General features: G+C 60.7%; 13 protein-coding genes. 10 read left to right on the top strand and 3 right to left on the bottom strand.

The genetic code is table 11. The annotated features are described in order from the left end of the window. Window positions 1-83: 83 nt before the first annotated feature. From MKS85_RS04930 to MKS85_RS04915, 4 genes are all read left to right on the top strand, one after another. The gene (locus tag MKS85_RS04930; protein WP_188250962.1) at window positions 84-539 is read left to right on the top strand and encodes a flavodoxin; all 456 of its coding nucleotides are present in this window, start codon (window positions 84-86) and stop codon (window positions 537-539) included. 158 nt (window positions 540-697) lie between these two features. Then, window positions 698-1,480, top strand: coding sequence for a class II aldolase/adducin family protein (locus MKS85_RS04925; protein ID WP_047228628.1), 783 nt, complete (start codon window positions 698-700; stop codon window positions 1,478-1,480). After that, window positions 1,480-2,382 carry an alpha/beta fold hydrolase gene (locus MKS85_RS04920; protein WP_139049181.1) on the top strand — a complete coding sequence of 301 codons (903 nt, stop codon included), beginning with the start codon at window positions 1,480-1,482 and terminating at the stop codon, window positions 2,380-2,382. Before MKS85_RS04925 ends, MKS85_RS04920 begins: the two co-directional genes overlap by 1 nt. Before the next feature lie 265 nt (window positions 2,383-2,647). Further along, window positions 2,648-3,559: an SDR family oxidoreductase gene (locus tag MKS85_RS04915; protein WP_076383577.1), complete on the top strand. Its 912-nt coding sequence runs from the start codon at window positions 2,648-2,650 to the stop codon at window positions 3,557-3,559. Between the two features lie 43 nt (window positions 3,560-3,602). Here the strand turns inward: MKS85_RS04915 and MKS85_RS04910 are convergent, their stop codons facing one another. Then, on the bottom strand, window positions 3,603-4,370 hold the full coding sequence (locus MKS85_RS04910) for an N-acetylmuramoyl-L-alanine amidase (protein WP_188250961.1): 768 nt from the start codon (window positions 4,368-4,370) through the stop codon (window positions 3,603-3,605). A gap of 773 nt (window positions 4,371-5,143) precedes the next feature. Between MKS85_RS04910 and MKS85_RS04905 the strand changes: the two genes are divergently transcribed. From MKS85_RS04905 to MKS85_RS04895, 3 genes are all read left to right on the top strand, one after another. Next, window positions 5,144-6,937 (top strand): DUF1302 domain-containing protein, encoded by a 1,794-nt coding sequence (locus MKS85_RS04905; RefSeq protein WP_188250960.1) that lies wholly within the window; start codon window positions 5,144-5,146, stop codon window positions 6,935-6,937. 22 nt (window positions 6,938-6,959) lie between these two features. Continuing rightward, the gene (locus MKS85_RS04900; protein WP_188250959.1) at window positions 6,960-8,327 is read left to right on the top strand and encodes a DUF1329 domain-containing protein; all 1,368 of its coding nucleotides are present in this window, start codon (window positions 6,960-6,962) and stop codon (window positions 8,325-8,327) included. A gap of 167 nt (window positions 8,328-8,494) precedes the next feature. After that, window positions 8,495-11,047: a LuxR C-terminal-related transcriptional regulator gene (locus tag MKS85_RS04895; RefSeq protein ID WP_188250958.1), complete on the top strand. Its 2,553-nt coding sequence runs from the start codon at window positions 8,495-8,497 to the stop codon at window positions 11,045-11,047. Window positions 11,048-11,113: 66 nt separating this feature from the next. Here the strand turns inward: MKS85_RS04895 and MKS85_RS04890 are convergent, their stop codons facing one another. Next, window positions 11,114-11,926, bottom strand: a complete 813-nt coding sequence (locus tag MKS85_RS04890) for an IclR family transcriptional regulator (protein ID WP_047228622.1) — start codon at window positions 11,924-11,926, stop codon at window positions 11,114-11,116. A gap of 163 nt (window positions 11,927-12,089) precedes the next feature. On the opposite strand from MKS85_RS04890, the gene hmgA reads away from it, so the two are divergent. The 3 genes from hmgA to maiA are packed head-to-tail and all read left to right on the top strand — an operon-like array spanning window position 12,090 to window position 15,348. Further along, a complete protein-coding gene (hmgA, locus tag MKS85_RS04885) occupies window positions 12,090-13,394 on the top strand; it encodes a homogentisate 1,2-dioxygenase (protein ID WP_188250957.1) in 1,305 nt (434 codons plus the stop codon). A gap of 3 nt (window positions 13,395-13,397) precedes the next feature. After that, on the top strand, window positions 13,398-14,702 hold the full coding sequence (fahA, locus tag MKS85_RS04880) for a fumarylacetoacetase (protein WP_188250956.1): 1,305 nt from the start codon (window positions 13,398-13,400) through the stop codon (window positions 14,700-14,702). Between the two features lie 10 nt (window positions 14,703-14,712). After that, on the top strand, window positions 14,713-15,348 hold the full coding sequence (maiA, locus tag MKS85_RS04875; protein WP_188250955.1) for a maleylacetoacetate isomerase: 636 nt from the start codon (window positions 14,713-14,715) through the stop codon (window positions 15,346-15,348). A 153-nt stretch (window positions 15,349-15,501) separates the two neighbouring features. On the opposite strand, the gene MKS85_RS04870 is transcribed toward maiA, so the two are convergent. Continuing rightward, the gene (locus MKS85_RS04870; RefSeq protein ID WP_076383584.1) at window positions 15,502-16,305 is read right to left on the bottom strand and encodes a SirB1 family protein; all 804 of its coding nucleotides are present in this window, start codon (window positions 16,303-16,305) and stop codon (window positions 15,502-15,504) included. Window positions 16,306-16,434 lie beyond the last annotated feature (129 nt).

Here is a 16,434-nt window from a genome sequence, read left to right as displayed (position 1 = left end):
TTGGATGTTGAGAGTCAATCGCAGCGTTGCGTCTGAGCCTGCTACTATCGCCGCTCTTTTTATTCAGGTTCAGGATCAGATTGATGAAAGTCGCCATCCTTTCGGGTTCCGTCTACGGGACCGCCGAAGAAGTCGCTCGGCACGCCGCCAAACTGCTCGGTGAAGCGGGTTTTGAAACGCTGCACAACCCGCGCGCAAGCCTTGCGGACATTCAGGCGTTTGGCCCGGCGGCCTTGCTGGCCGTGACTTCCACGACGGGCATGGGAGAGTTGCCGGACAACTTGATGCCCTTATATTCGACGATTCGCGACCAATTGCCAGCCTATTTTCGTGACCTGCCGGGTGCCGTGATAGGCCTGGGCGACGCCAGTTATGGCGATACCTTCTGCGGCGGTGGCGAGCAGATGCGCGAGTTGTTCGCCGAGCTGGGCGTGCGCGAGGTATTGCCCATGTTGCGTCTGGATGCCAGCGAAAGCGTCACCCCGGAAACCGATGCCGAACCTTGGCTGGAGGCGTTGATCGACGCGCTGCGTCGCTAACGTAATGTGAGGTGAACGGCCACCCCCGGATGACTCGCTCGGCCAGTAAGCTGGCTGCCAATGCAACTACCGACCTCGCGGGAGCTGACTAGACTGGTTAGCTTGTTCATGACTGTTTCAGAACAAGCACCTATAACTAGAAAGCAGAGGTCAGAGCCGTGAGCGTAGCGCCCGTCCCATCGACACTCAGCATCAAGGATCAGGTCAGTGCCGCCGAATGGCAAACTCGCGTCGATCTGGCCGCCTGTTACCGGCTAGTCGCCCTGTATGGCTGGGATGACCTGATTTTCACGCATATATCCGCCAAGGTGCCCGGGACCGATGATTTTTTGATCAACCCGTTCGGGTTGATGTTTCATGAGGTCACCGCCTCGAGCCTGGTCAAGGTCGATCAGGCCGGCAACAAGCTGATGGACAGCCCCTACGAGATCAATCCGGCCGGTTATACCATCCACAGTGCGGTGCATGAGGTGCGGCACGATGTGGTGTGTGTGCTGCATACCCACACGGCGGCCGGCGTTGCTGTGTCGGCACAGAAGCAGGGTGTGTTGCCTATCAGCCAGCAATCGTTGTTCGTATTGTCGAGTCTGGCGTATCACGCCTATGAAGGCGTGGCCCTCAATCACGAAGAGAAGGCCCGCCTGCAGGCGGATCTGGGCGCCAATAATTTCCTGATGCTGCACAATCACGGTCTGCTGACCTGTGGCGGCACCATTGCCGACACCTTCCTGATGATGTTCACCTTCCAGCGAGCCTGTGACATCCAGGTCCTGGCGCTCAACGGTGGGGCTGAACTGATCGCCATCGAGCCGCAGATACTGGCCGGCGCCCGGGCGATGATTGCCGGGGTGACCAAAAGCGCCCAAGGCATGGGAGGCGCGCTGGCATGGCCGGCGTTGCTGCGCAAGCTGGATCAACAAGATTCGGGTTATAGATGCTGATGCCTCTGGTCCAGATTCCCCTGCGTATTTGGCGCCAGCGCGGCCAGACATTGATGTTCCGTGGCCACGCTATCCGGTATTGGGTGGCGGGGCACGGCGAGCCGTTGTTGCTGATCCATGGTTTCCCCACCGCCAGTTGGGACTGGCATTACCTGTGGCAGCCGCTGGCACAGCGTTATCGGGTGATCGCCTGCGACATGCTCGGTTTTGGCGACTCGGCCAAGCCGACGGATCATGTCTACAGCCTGTTGGAGCAGGCTGACCTGCAGCAGGCTTTGCTGGCGCATTTGAATGTGAAGCAAGCCGTGCATGTACTGGCCCATGATTATGGTGACAGCGTGGCCCAGGAACTGATCGCCCGTCACTACGAGGCGCGCATCGAACTCGCCAGTTGTGTCTTTCTCAACGGCGGTCTGTTTCCCGAAACCCATCGTCCGGTGCTGATGCAAAAACTGTTGCTCAGCCCCTTGGGCTGGCTACTGGGCCGAGCTTTTTCCCGAGAAGGCCTGGTCAAGAGTTTTCGCCAGATATTCGGCCCCAGGACTGGCCCGACCGAAAGCGAGCTGGACGATTACTGGAGCCTGGTCGAAACCCATCACGGACCGCGGATCATGCACAAACTCATTGCCTACATTCCCGAACGGCGTGTGCAGCGTGACCGCTGGGTGCAGGCCATGCAGCGCGGCGAGGTGGCGCTGCGGGTGATCGACGGCGCGGTCGATCCGATTTCCGGTGAACACATGGTGGCGCGCTACGAGGCGCTGATCCCCAACCCTGACACCGTACTGCTGCCCGACATCGGCCACTACCCGCACACCGAAGCCCCGGTGCAGGTACTCAAGCATTACCTGGAGTTTCGCGAAAACATGGCCGCACCGGTCAGGCAGGTGGTCTGCTCATAAGTGCTGAAGGTTGGAGCACTATCGCGAGCAGGCTCGCTCCCACAGAGAGGCGAGTCTACGCAGGCCTGTGTGGGAGCGAGCCTGCTCGCGATAGCAGCGACTCGGTCCCGCCACCTGATGAGGGCCGCTGTTCCCACAGCAGAACCGGCTCGCATCATCCCCTCACCTTATTGGCCACCATTCACTTGTAACCCTGTTGATTGTGACCACCCGCCCTGTGCCCGACACTCGGGGCATTGTCCTATTGCCTGCTGGAGTTCTGCCCATGAGTGAATCTGTGCGCTTCGAAGATAAAGTCGTGATCGTCACGGGAGCCGGCGGTGGCCTGGGGCGAGCCCATGCCCTGTTGTTCGCCAGGCAGGGGGCCAAAGTGCTGGTCAACGACCTCGGCGGCTCTGCCCAGGGAGAAGGGGCCAACGCCTCGGCGGCGGATCGGGTGGTCGCTGAAATTCGCCAAGCCGGCGGCATTGCCGAAGCGAACCACGACTCCGTCACCGATGGCGACAAGCTTGTTCAAAACGCGCTCGACGTATTTGGCCGGGTCGATGTAGTGGTCAACAACGCCGGGATCCTGCGGGACAAGACCTTCCACAAAATGGAGGACGCCGACTGGGATCTGGTCTACCGCGTCCATGTCGAGGGCGCCTACAAAGTCACCCGCGCCGCCTGGCCACACCTGCGTGAGCAGAATTACGGGCGGGTGATCTTTACGGCCTCCACGTCCGGCATCTACGGCAACTTCGGTCAATCCAACTACGGCATGGCCAAGCTCGGCCTTTATGGCCTGACGCGCACCCTGGCCATCGAAGGTCGCAAGAACAATATTCTGGTCAATGCCATCGCGCCCACCGGTGGCACCCGCATGACCGAAGGCCTGATCCCGCCGCAGGTGTTCGAACAGCTCAAGCCTGAACTCGTCAGCCCGTTGGTGGTGTATCTGGCCAGCGAGACCTGCCAGGAAACCTCCGGGTTGTTCGAAGTGGGCGGCGGCTGGATGGGCAAGGTGCGTTGGGAGCGCAGCCTGGGTGCCGGCTTCGATCCAAACAAAGGTTTCTCGCCCGAAGACGTCGCGGCCCACTGGCAGCAAATCTGTGATTTCGAGGGTGCGGTACACCCCAATGACAACCTTGAAGCGTTGAAGGAAATGATGGCGAACTTGCAGCGCTACACCGTTTGACCTTGCGGCCTCGACCCGTTGCCGTCACGCGCGGCAACGGTGGTCAGGGGACGTATTTCTTCACCAGCGCCGCCAGATTCGCGGCAGTCTCGATGTCCATCACACCGTCGTATTTCGCTGGACGAAAGTGCAGCTGAAAGGCTCGCACCAAACGCTGAAAACCCGCACTTGTGGCGGCTGCCGACGTGTCATACCCATATTTGCGGAACAAGCCGAGCAGTTGCTCGCGAGTCGGCAGGCCGTTGCATTGGTAGGCGCGGGTGTAAGCTTCCTGCGTGGGTTCATCGAACCATGCGCCGATGCCCTTAAGATACAGCGTATGCCAGGGGAACATCGGGCCGGGATCGCTTTTCCTGCCAGCGGCAATATCCGAGTGTCCCACCACATTGACCGGGCTGATGTCCGGATAGCGCTTGAGGATGTTCAACGCCAGGTATTCGATCGCCTCGACTTGCTGAGGTTGATAAGGCGGGAAAGTGAATTGCCCGTGGTTATCGGTGGCCAGGTTGACGATTTCAACACCGATCGAGGTGTCGTTCAGATTCGTGCGACCACCCCAACTGCTCACCCCTGCGTGCCAGGCTCGTTGGTTCTCGTCGACCAGATTGAAAATCTGCGGTTCCTGGAAACCTGCTTTCAAGTAACTCGGGTCGCTGAAGTCCGGGATGAGGTAGTGGGCGCTGACAGAGGAACCGGTCAGTGCGTTGATGGAGGATGAAAAGTTCGCGGCGGTGTAATGAAAGACTAGAAAACGAATTCTATTGTTGAAGCCTTTTACCGAGCGATAGCTGTTGTAGTTGATAAGTGTCATAAAAACTCACTGAGGTTTAAAGTCAAAACAGAATGCTGTGACTGACATTCAGCCTAACAGTGAGTTTTTGATATGGCCGTAGTGGGTTTCTTGCTTTGTTGTAGGAACAGGCGTTTGGATGTCCGGGAATTAATCGTTAGTGGAAACAGGGTGTGGCTGCCATTTCCTATGGCGAAAGCTGACGGTGATGTAGGAATTGAGAAAGTTTAGTTGGAGATAATCTACAGAGTAAAACAGCCGTTAAACGAGACGACGCATACGCGGGTGAATGATTGCGTGGCGAGGGCGCTTGCTCCCGTTTGAAAGAAGTTTTAACTCGCAAGTAACTACGCATAAAAAAGGCCGCTGCAAAAAGCAGCGGCCTGAAAATGACGTTGCAAAGGAGCAGAAAACCAACGTCAGTGAACACGGGAGGTGATGGACCGATGCGCCAATCCATCCGAATGACGGTGCGCCGGTCGCGAGGGACGCGATGGCGGCTTGTGCCTGCAGGCCCGTTGCCCTGAAAGCCCGGCCAGCATAGGGATTGGCCATCGTCGGAAACAGCCCGGATCCAGACATGCACCGTTGCAGGGCGCGCAACAGTTAACAGGCCCGATGAATATGCGCGGCGCTGATGACCCATCATCCAGTGCGTCCATGCGCGGCGCAAAGCCCCGTATTCCATGACCTGTAATCCTTTCGGGGTACAGCGCGAATACCTCCTTGGTGCGCTTATCGCCCATGTCGTGCGGCAGTAGGGTGAAGGCTCTGTCACTCACCGGGGAAGACGCATGACAACAATAACAATGCGCGCCATCTTCAAACCGCAGGCGCTGGCCGTCGCGGTGGCCTTGGGTTGCTCTGCCCAGGCGCAGGCCGTTTCATTCAACATTGGCGAGATCGAGGGGCAGTTCGACTCCTCGTTGTCCGTGGGCGCGAGCTGGGGCATGCGCGACGCCGACCGGGACTTGGTCGGCAGCGTCAACGGCGGTACGGGGCAGTCGTCCACCGGTGACGATGGGCGGCTGAACTTCAAGAAGGGCGAGACCTTTTCCAAGATATTCAAAGGCCTGCACGATCTCGAACTCAAGTACGGTGATACTGGCGTGTTCGTGCGCGGCAAGTATTGGTATGACTTCGAACTCAAGGACGAAAGCCGCCCGTTCAAGGACATCAGCGACAGCAACCGCAAGGAAGGCTCCAAGTCGTCAGGGGCGCAGCTTCTCGATGCGTTTGTCTATCACAATTACTCCATCGCCGACTTGCCGGGTACGGTGCGTGCGGGCAAGCAGGTGGTCAGTTGGGGTGAAAGTACCTTCATCGGCAACTCCATCAACAGCATCAACCCGGTGGACGTCTCCGCGTTCCGCCGGCCGGGTGCCGAGATCAAGGAAGGCCTGATCCCGGTGAACATGCTGTTCGCCTCCCAGGGCTTGACCGACAAGCTCACCATCGAAGGTTTCTACCAACTGGAATGGGATCAGACGGTCGTCGATAACTGCGGCACTTTCTTTGGCAACGACGTGGTAGCCGATGGCTGCACCAGCGGCTACACCGTGGGCAGCCCGGCGATTGCGCCATTCGTACCATTGACTCAGGCCTTTGGCCAAGGCATACAGGTGAATGACGAAGGCGTTGTCATTGCTCGCAGCGGTGACCGTGACGCACGTGATTCCGGCCAGTGGGGCACGGCGTTGCGCTGGCTCGGTGACGACACCGAGTACGGCCTGTACTTCATGAACTACCACAGCCGCACGCCAACCGTGGGCACCACCACCGCCGGCCTGTCTACATTGTCGGCATTGCCGGGAATGGTCGCGATTGCAGAAGGGCTTGCCCCTGGCAGCGGTTCGGGGCTGGCGCAAAGCGTGATGCTGGGGCGCGGTCAGTATTACCTTGAATACCCCGAGGACATCCGTCTGTACGGTGCCAGCTTCGCCACCACGCTGCCTACCGGCACCGCGTGGACCGGGGAAATCAGCTACCGCCCCAACGCACCTGTGCAGCTCAACACCAACGATCTGACCTTGACCTTGCTCAACCCGATCGCAGGCGGTGCAGCTTCGCCCATCGCGACCTCGCCCGGGGCCGATAACACCGGTTATCGTCGTAAGGAATTGACCCAGATCCAGAGCACCCTGACGCACTTCTTCGACCAGGTGCTGGGCGCTGATCGCCTGACCGTGGTGGGCGAGGCGGCGGTGGTGCACGTCGGTGGCCTGGAATCCAAGGACAAGCTGCGTTATGGCCGTGACTCGGTCTACGGCCAGTACGGGTTTGGCGGTGACACCGACGGTTTCGTCACCTCGACCTCGTGGGGCTATCGCGCCCGGGCAATTCTTGACTACTCCAACGTCGTTGCCGGTATCAACTTCAAGCCCAATGTCTCCTGGTCCCATGACGTGGCCGGCTACGGCCCCAACGGCTTGTTCAACGAAGGTGCCAAGGCCATCAGCCTGGGTGTCGATGCCGACTACCGCAACACCTATACCGCCAGCCTGAGTTACACCGACTTTTTCGGCGGCGACTACAACGTCCTCGAAGACCGCGACTTCCTCGCGTTGAGCTTTGGCGTGAACTTCTGATCTGGCTGACAAGGAAAAACCAATGCGCAAGATGATTCTGCAATGCGGCGCCCTGGCCCTGAGCCTGCTGGCCGCGAACGTGATGGCGGCGGTTTCGCCGGATGAAGCAAATAAATTGGGCACCAGCCTTACGCCGTTGGGCGCGGAAATGGCAGGCAATGCTGATGGCTCGATTCCGGCCTGGACCGGTGGCATCGCCAAAAACGCCGGGGCGGTGGACAGCAAAGGCTTTCTGGCCGATCCCTTTGCCGGGGAAAAACCGCTGTTCACCATCACCGCCGAGACCGTGGACAAGTACAAGGACAAGCTTTCCGAAGGCCAGATAGCGATGTTCAAGCGCTATCCGCAAACCTACAAGATTCCGGTCTATCCGACCCATCGCAGCGTCTCGCTACCGCCCGAGATCTACGAGTCGGCCAAGCGCAGCGCCCTCAACGTCACCACCATCAATGACGGCAACGGCCTGGCCAATTTCACCGGTAACCGTTACTACGCATTCCCGATCCCCAAGAACGGCGTGGAAGTGCTGTGGAACCACGTCACCCGCTATCACGGCGGCAACGTGCGGCGCATCATCACCCAGGCCACCCCACAAACCAACGGCAGCTTCACCCCGATTCGCTTCGAAGAAGAGATCGCCGTGCCGTTTCTGATCAAAGACGCCGATCCGGAAAAGGCCAGCAATGTGCTGACCTATTTCAAACAGTCGGTCACCGCGCCGGCGCGTCTGGCCGGTAACGTGCTGCTGGTGCATGAAACGCTTGACCAGGTGAAGGAGCCGCGCCTGGCCTGGATCTACAACGCCGGCCAGCGCCGTGTGCGTCGCGCCCCGCAAGTGGCCTACGACGGCCCGGGCACCGCCGCTGACGGGTTGCGTACCTCCGATAACTTCGACCTGTTCTCCGGCGCGCCGGACCGCTACGACTGGAAGTTGGTGGGGAAGAAGGAAATGTACATCCCCTACAACAGCTACAAACTGGATTCCCCCAGCCTCAAGTATGACGACGTGATCAAGGCCGGCCACATCAATCAGGATCTGACCCGCTATGAACTGCATCGGGTCTGGGAAGTGGTCGGTACGGTCAAGCCAAACGAACGTCACATCTACGCCAAGCGCCACATGTATTTCGATGAAGACAGCTGGCAGGCGGCACTGGTGGATCACTACGACGGTCGCGGTCAACTGTGGCGGGTGGCCGAAGGTCATGCCCAGTTCTACTACGCCAACCAGAACCCGGGCTACACCCTTGAGGCGCTCTACGACATCATCGCCGGCCGCTACATTGCGCTGGGGATGAAGAACGAAGAGAAGCGCAGCTACGAGTACGGTTTCGAAGCCAGGGCTGCGGACTTCACGCCAGCGGCGCTGCGCTCGACGGGGGTTCGTTGAGACCCGGCGGTTTGAAGCTGACTATGGCTGACGTTAGATAATCGTGAGGACCGGCAATCGATTTGCCGGTCTTTTTTTATGGGCGCCAATCAGCGCGCTGAATACTTCTCCAAAGGTGAGCGCCACAGGACTAGGGTGATGAAACAATAATAAACTGGACTTCGCACATGACCGCCATGACCCCGTGTCCGGACCGTCCTGGATTGCTGCCCCGCCTGTCTTCGACCCATGTGCCGCGCAGGTCCTTGAGCGAGCCCTTGCTGGCCTCCGAGGCGCGGGTAAAACTGCTTTGCGCACCGGCGGGCAGTGGCAAGAGTGCGTTGTTCGCTGAGTGTTTCCTGCAAGCCCCCGCCGCTTGCCGGTTGCATTGGTTGCCGCTTGGGGGCGCAATGCTGGACGCGGCGCAAATGTGCGAGCGGCTGGCGCAGACCCTCGGGCTGCCGTTGCTGGATGAAGGGGGGCTGCTGGCTCACCTGGCGGGCTTGCAAGCACCGACCTGGCTGTTCCTGGATGATTACTGTCGGGTACCCAACCCCGAGCTGGATCAGTTTCTCGATCGTCTGTTGAGCATCAGCAGTCCGGCGCTTCACCTTTGGTTGAATGGTCGCCGTCGTCCTCACTGTAACTGGCCGCGCCTGCTACTTGATGACGAACTGCATGAATTCGATGCCCAGGCGCTGGTCTTCACCCATGACGATGTCCAGCAGTTGCTCAAACATTTGCCCGGTCCCCAGGGCGCTCGCACCGCGCGCGAGGTGATACAGCGCAGTGGTGGTTGGTGCGCCGGGGTGCGTATCGCCCTGCTTGAACGTTGTGAATGGGCGCGCAGCCACGCGTCGCCGGGGCGGCCCGGGACCCTGCATGACTACCTTGAATATGAGCTGTTCAGTACGCTGACCCCGGACCTGGCGCAGGCCTGGCGAGTGCTGGCGCATCTGCCGCGCTTCAATGCCCGGCTCTGCGAGCATCTGTTTGGTGACACGGTGGGCGCCGAATGCCTGCCCTTGTTGTTGGACCTGGGCTGTTTTATCGAACCGTGGGAGCAGTCTTCGGACTGGTTGCAGATTTTCCCGGCCCTGGCCCGACTGGTGCGTGACGAGCCCTGGCCGCAGGGACGCTCCTGGCATCGGCGGGCTTGCCAGTGGTTTGCCGCCGAGCAGGATTGGCAAATGGCATTCGAGCAGGCCATGCATGCGCAAGAGTTCGAGGCTGCCGTCAGTTTCCTGCAGCATCTGAATTTTGAACACGTATTGCAGCGCAGCAACGTGACGCTGTTGCTGAAGCTGCATGATCAACAAGGTGAGGCGCTGACACTCGGCACGCCGCAATCGGTGGGGTTGGTCACGGCCGCGTTGCTGTTCGCCGGACGCTTCGATCAGGCATCGGCGTGCATCGACCAACTGGCCAGGTTCATGCCGCAACCTTCGGCCTGCCTGCAGCGGCAACTGCTGGCCCGGTGGCAGGTTCTGCTGGGCTGGCTGCTGCACCTTTCGGGGGATGGCGAGCAGTCCCGCGAGCACTTGCTCCAGGCCCAGGCGAGCCTCGACCCAGAGGCCTGGGCCTTGCACCTGCTGTGCCAGTTGGGGCTGACACAGCAGGCACTGCTCAAGGGGGAACTGGCCACTGCGCAATGGATCAATCGCCAAGCCCTGTGCCTGGCGCGCGCCCAAGGCTCACTGGTCTTCGAGGGCTTGCTGGAACTGGATCACGCCCAAGTCCTGGAGCAACGCGGTGCTCCTCACCGGGCCGATCATCTGTTGAGCGCAGTTCAGGGGTTGCTCGATAAGCCTGGCCAGGACTTTTCTGCCTTGCTGGGACGTATTGCCTTGCGCCGTGGCCGTCTGGCTTTGCGCATGGGGTTGGCCGAGCAGGCTGCCGAGCAGTTCCAGGCGGGCCTGGAAACGGGCCTGCATTGCCAGGACAAACAAGTGCTTTATGGTTTTCTCGGCAAGGCCACCCTGGCGGCCAATGGCGGCGACTATGGCGAGGCTTTCCTGCAACTGCGCGATGCCGAGCGGATCATGCAACAGCGGCACATCCCCGACACGGTGTACCGTGGCGTGCTGTTGCAAACCAGTTGCCAGTTCTGGCTGCAACAGGGACGCCCGGAACTGGCCCTCGAGGCCCTGACCCGAGTCTTGCGTCATTTTCGCGGGCCGCAGGCCAAGCATGCCCCACCTGCGACCCTGGAGTTGATTCCTCGGCTTGAGTACCTGCTGGTGCTGACCGAGGTTTATCTGCATCGGGCGCAAGACCCGCAAGCGCAACTCAAGGCAATGATCGACCGGGCACAGCACTGTGAAATGCATGGCCTGGAGACCGAACTGTATCTGGCGCTGGCTGAAGTCGTCTGGCTGTCCGCTGATCGTTCCCAGGCACGATCGCTTGTGCAAGAGGGCCTCAAGCGAGTTGCCTGTTGGCGCGCCCAGCAAGCCTTGTGCGAGTTACGCGCGCGTCAGCCCGATCTGTTGGGCTGGGCGCAATCGACTGAGCACATCGAGCAGCCGGCGGAGGTAGTCGAAGACACGTTGTTGAGTCATCGGGAATTGGAAGTGCTGGAGCTCATTGCGCAGGGCTATTCAAATCAGCAGATTGCCGAACGTTTGTTCATATCCTTGCACACGGTAAAAACCCATTCGCGGCGGATACACAGCAAGTTAGGCGTTCAGCGGCGCACGCAGGCGGTCGCCAAGGCCAAAGTCATGGGCGTGATGAGATAAAGAATTCCCAAGGACAAGACGATTAGCTGCCACCGCTACGTATCACCGCTCACATCAATGGTGTGATCAGGATTGGCCCGTTGGCTGATCCGATCCTGCGCCTGCCTCATACCCCATCCGCCAGCTCACGGCCCGGGTCGCCGCCAGCAGTCGTTGCGCCGCTGGGCCGTTTTCGTCGGCATGGAACAGGGAAGTCGGGCCGACAATGGTCATCACCGCCGTCACTTGGCCGACAGCATTGAATACCGGGGCTGACAGGGCATCCACGCCGGGCATCAGCAAGCCATGCACATGGTGCAGGCCGCGACTGCGTATTTGCTGGCACAGGGTGGCATAGGCCTGGTCGTCGGCCAGGGCGTGGGCGGTGGAAGCGCTCACTTCCTGTTCGCGCAAGCCGATCGTTTCGCGCGTCGGCAGGTAGGCGCTGAACACCAGCCCCGTGGACGAGCTGAGCAGCGGCAATACCGACCCCAGTTGCGTCACCACGGTCACTGCCCGTATGGCGGGTTCGATCCGAACGACGGTGGCGCCGTGATTGCCCCACACCGCCAGGAAACAGGTTTCGTTCAAGTCATCGCGCAGTTCGGCCAAGGGCAGGGCGGCCACTTGCAACACGTCCATGCCGTTCAACGCCGCCAGGCCCACGCGCAAGGCTTCGCGCCCGAGGCCGTAGTGGTTGGTGGACGTGTTCTGTTCAGCGAAACCGCTGGCGATCAAGGCCTGCAGGTACCGATGAACCTTGCTCGCCGGCATTTGCACGTGTTCGGCCAGACGCGACAGCGACGTGGAGGGCGACAGTTCGGCCAGGGCCTTGAGGATGTCGGTGCCGACTTCGGCCGAGCGGACTTTCTGTTTACCGTTGCTGAGCGGGGTTTCCATGGAGGCGCTGAGTCCAGAGGCGAATGGGCGTCTTTATAGCTTGACGGTCGCTGTCGAGCAAATTACGTTATGCGTAATTGAATTACGATAAAAATAACCTGTGCGCCTGACGTTTCTTCGTGGAACGACGAGGTCGTACCCAGTCCTGTGTTCAGGAGGCTCCATGACCCTCGATTCCACAGTGTCGGACCTGGCTTATCAGTCAGGCTTTGGCAATGAATTTGCCAGCGAGGCGCTGCCCGGCGCCTTGCCCGTTGGCCAGAACTCCCCGCAAAAAGCCCCTTACGGTCTCTATGCCGAATTATTCTCCGGCACTGCCTTCACCATGGTTCGCAGCGAAGCGCGGCGGACCTGGATGTATCGCATCCGGCCTTCGGCCAATCATCCGGCCTTCGTCAAGCTTGAACATCAGATAGCGGGCGGTCCTCTGGGTGAGGTCACGCCCAATCGCCTGCGCTGGAACCCGTTGGATATTCCTGCCGAGCCAACCGATTTCATCGATGGACTGGTGCGCATGGCGGCCAATGCCGGCTCGGACAAACCGGCCGGTATCAGCGTCTACCATTACCGCGCCAACCGTTCCATGGAACGGGTGTTCTTCAACGCTGACGGGGAATGGCTGATCGTGCCGCAGCTGGGACGGCTGCGGATCGCCACCGAGCTGGGAGTGCTGGAACTGGCGCCGCTGGAAATTGCCGTGATCCCCCGGGGCCTGAAATTTCGCGTCGAGCTGCTTGATCCACAAGCCCGCGGCTATATCGCCGAAAACCATGGCGCGCCGTTGCGCCTGCCGGACCTTGGGCCGATCGGCAGCAACGGCCTGGCCAACCCGCGGGATTTCCTGGCGCCGGTCGCTCATTACGAAAACCTCGCCCGACCGACTGCGCTGGTGCAGAAATTCCTCGGTGAGATGTGGGGTTGCGAGCTGGATCATTCGCCCTTCGATGTGGTGGCCTGGCATGGCAACAACGTGCCTTACAAATATGACCTGCGCCGTTTCAACACCATCGGTACGGTCAGCTTCGACCACCCGGACCCGTCGATCTTCACCGTATTGACCTCACCCACCAGCGTCCACGGCCTGGCCAATCTCGATTTCGTGATCTTCCCGCCGCGCTGGATGGTGGCTGAAAACACCTTCCGTCCGCCGTGGTTCCATCGCAACCTGATGAATGAATTCATGGGCCTGATCCAGGGCGCCTACGATGCCAAGGCCGAAGGTTTCCTGCCCGGCGGCGCCTCCTTGCACAGTTGCATGAGTGCCCATGGCCCGGACGGCGAGACCTGCACCAAGGCGATCAACGCCGAGCTGACGCCTGCGAAAATCGACAACACCATGGCCTTCATGTTCGAAACCAGCCAGGTCCTGCGCCCGAGCCGTTTCGCCCTGGACTGCCCACAATTGCAAACTGACTACGACGCCTGCTGGGCCTCGCTGCCGGTCACTTTCGACCCGACCCGGAGATAACCCATGACTCAACTTTCCCCTGCCCGTAGCTGGGTCGCCTCCGCCAATGGCCATGCCGACTTCCCGCTGCAGAACCTGCCGCTGGGCATCTTCAGTATCGATGACGGTGCTCCCCGTAGCGGCGTGGCGATTGGTGAGCAGATTTTCGATTTGCAGGCCGCGTTGCAGGCGGGCTTGTTTGACGGCGCGGCGCGCGAAGCCGTCGAAGCCATGAAGGACGGCCAGTTGAATGCATTCTTCGACCTCGGCCGCAGCGCCCGGGTGGCCCTGCGTGAACGCTTGCTGGAGCTGCTGCGCGAAGACAGCTCGCTGCGGGGCAAGATCGAAGCCCAGGGCGCGAAACTGCTGGTCCGCGCAGCGGACTGCCAGATGCATTTGCCGGCCAGGATCAATGACTACACCGACTTCTACGTCGGTATCGAACACGCGCAAAACGTCGGCAAGTTGTTCCGTCCCGACAATCCGCTGTTGCCCAACTACAAGTACGTGCCCATCGGTTATCACGGGCGTGCCTCGACCATTCGCCCGTCCGGCACCGATGTGCGTCGTCCCAAGGGCCAGACCCTGCCCGCCGGCCAGACCGAGCCGACCTTCGGCCCGTGCGCGCGACTGGATTATGAGCTGGAACTGGGCATCTGGATCGGCAAGGGCAACGCCTTGGGCGAACCCATCGCCATCGGTGATGCTGCCGAGCACATTGGCGGTTTCTGCCTGCTCAACGACTGGTCGGCCCGGGATATCCAGGCCTGGGAATACCAGCCGCTGGGGCCCTTTCTGTCCAAAAGCTTCCTGACCAGTATCTCGCCATGGGTGGTGACGGCCGAAGCCCTCGAACCGTTCCGTCGCCCACAACCGGCGCGTCCGGCAGGCGATCCGCAGCCGTTGCCATATCTGCTGGACAAGCGTGACCAGGCCGGTGGGGCTTTCGACATCGAACTGGAAGTCCTGCTGCTGACCGAAGCCATGCGCGAGCAGAACCTGCCGGCCCATCGCCTGACGTTGAGCAACACCCAGTACATGTACTGGACCGTGGCGCAGATGGTCGCCCACCACAGCGTCAATGGTTGCCAGTTGCAGGCCGGTGACCTGTTCGGTTCGGGCACTTTGTCGGGGCCTGAGAGCGGTCAGTTCGGCAGCCTGCTGGAGATTACCGAGGGCGGTAAAAAGCCAATCGAGCTGGCCTCTGGCGAAGTGCGCAAATTCCTTGAGGACGGTGACGAGATCATCCTGCGTGCCCGTTGCAGCCGCGAAGGTGTTGCGTCCATCGGCTTTGGCGAATGCCGGGGCAAGATCCTGCCGGCGCGGTGAGGGACAGGGCATGGAACTCTACACCTACTACCGCTCCACTTCGTCCTACCGGGTGCGCATTGCCCTGGCGCTCAAGGGCCTGGATTACCAGGCCTTGCCGGTCAACCTGATCGCTGCGCCTGGGGGCGAACATCGTCAGCCGGCCTATCTGGCGATCAACCCTCAGGGCCGGGTTCCGGCGCTGCGTACCGACGAAGGCGCGTTGCTGGTGCAGTCACCCGCCATCATCGAGTACCTGGAGGAGCGTTATCCACAGGTGCCGTTGCTCAGCGCCGACCTGACGGTTCGGGCTCATGAGCGAGGCGTCGCGGCATTGATCGGTTGCGATATTCATCCGCTGCACAACGTCAGCGTACTCAACCAGCTGCGGCAGTGGGGCCACGATGAAACGCAGGTGGCGCAGTGGATCGGGCATTGGATCAGCCAGGGACTGGCGGCGGTGGAACAGTTGATTGGGGATGACGGCTACTGCTTCGGTGCAGCACCCGGGATCGCGGACGTGTATCTGATCCCGCAGGTGTACGCGGCAGAACGGTTCAATGTCTCTCTGGAGACGTATCCACGGATCCGTCGCGTTGCGGCGTTGGCGGCTGCGCATCCAGCGTTTCAACAGGCGCATCCGGCAAATCAGCCTGATACACCTTGAGCCCCCTGTGGGAGCGAACCTGTTCGCGATGGCGGTGGTTGAGCTTACAAACATGTTGTCTGACACGCCGCTATCGCGAGCAGGCTCGCTCCCACAGAAGGAGAGGGGGCGAGCCCTTGAGTTACCACCTCGTCCTCCGCGATCTACACCCGCTCAATGCACAATTGAATTGGGCGGCAGATGCCCCAGCCGTTCCGTCAGCCGGATTCGCTGGATCGGGTCTTCGCTGAGCATCAGCGCGTGCTCCAAGTCGAATCGTTCGGCGTTGGGACAGTCGAGCCGTTGGTACAGGCTGGCGCGGGCCAGGTAATCGGCGGCGCTGGCGTTGCCCAGTTCAAGCACCCGTTCGGCGTCGATCAGTGCAGCAATGTAGTCGTCGTTGGTCAGATGCAATTGGCGAAGATTGCGCGACAGGCGCTGGAGCATCTGCATGGGCTCGGCACTGACCAGGTGCTCGGCTTTGAGGGGCATGTTGGCGCCGTATTGGCGTTGCAGCAGTTCCCGACAGTCGTTGGGGTACAACCGGCGTCCGCCACACGGGTCGAGCAGATGATCGGCACCGGGGACCCGCAACAGGAAGTGACCGGGGAAATTGACACCGACCATCGGAATCTCCAGGCCACGAGCCAGCTCCAGGGCGATCAGGCCGAGGGCCAGGGGCTGTCCACGTTTACGCGTCAGCACCTTGTCGAGCAACGCGGCCCGTGGGCGCAGGGGCGTGAAATCATCCTGGGCGAATCCAAGGTCATTGAGGCGGCGCAGCAAGGGTTGGCCCAGTTCGCTGACGGGCAGCATCGGCAGGTCATGGCTGACACGCTGTTGCAGATCCTTGAAATCGTTCAGCAACGCCGGTACGTCCACTTCGCGATCATGTTCGGCAGCAATCCACAACGCTGCTTCGAACAGCGCCGGTGGGGAGCGGTGCAGGCAATCAAAAAAGGCTTGGCGCGGTGTCATCACAGTCTCCGGGCTATGCCTCGTTTTTAGCTCTGCTGCGGGCTTTCGTCCAGTCTCGTCCGGGGAAGGAATCAGGTTATGCCCAAAAGACTGGCCGTCCGCTCGACTTATTCCGGCGCGCTCCAGCAA

Source organism: Pseudomonas sp. JL2 (genome assembly GCF_031570495.1).
GTDB lineage: Bacteria > Pseudomonadota > Gammaproteobacteria > Pseudomonadales > Pseudomonadaceae > Aquipseudomonas > Aquipseudomonas rhizophila.
This window is presented reverse-complemented; position numbering and strand designations above follow the sequence as displayed.

Coding starts and splice junctions, on each gene's coding strand:
- fahA (WP_188250956.1), top strand. CDS start 13,398: ATGACTCAACTTTCCCCTGCCCGTAGCTGGGTCGCCTCCGCCAATGGC.
- hmgA (WP_188250957.1), top strand. CDS start 12,090: ATGACCCTCGATTCCACAGTGTCGGACCTGGCTTATCAGTCAGGCTTT.
- MKS85_RS04920 (WP_139049181.1), top strand. CDS start 1,480: ATGCCTCTGGTCCAGATTCCCCTGCGTATTTGGCGCCAGCGCGGCCAG.
- MKS85_RS04900 (WP_188250959.1), top strand. CDS start 6,960: ATGCGCAAGATGATTCTGCAATGCGGCGCCCTGGCCCTGAGCCTGCTG.
- MKS85_RS04895 (WP_188250958.1), top strand. CDS start 8,495: ATGACCGCCATGACCCCGTGTCCGGACCGTCCTGGATTGCTGCCCCGC.
- MKS85_RS04915 (WP_076383577.1), top strand. CDS start 2,648: ATGAGTGAATCTGTGCGCTTCGAAGATAAAGTCGTGATCGTCACGGGA.
- MKS85_RS04905 (WP_188250960.1), top strand. CDS start 5,144: ATGACAACAATAACAATGCGCGCCATCTTCAAACCGCAGGCGCTGGCC.
- MKS85_RS04930 (WP_188250962.1), top strand. CDS start 84: ATGAAAGTCGCCATCCTTTCGGGTTCCGTCTACGGGACCGCCGAAGAA.
- maiA (WP_188250955.1), top strand. CDS start 14,713: ATGGAACTCTACACCTACTACCGCTCCACTTCGTCCTACCGGGTGCGC.
- MKS85_RS04890 (WP_047228622.1), bottom strand. CDS start 11,926: ATGGAAACCCCGCTCAGCAACGGTAAACAGAAAGTCCGCTCGGCCGAA.
- MKS85_RS04870 (WP_076383584.1), bottom strand. CDS start 16,305: ATGACACCGCGCCAAGCCTTTTTTGATTGCCTGCACCGCTCCCCACCG.
- MKS85_RS04910 (WP_188250961.1), bottom strand. CDS start 4,370: ATGACACTTATCAACTACAACAGCTATCGCTCGGTAAAAGGCTTCAAC.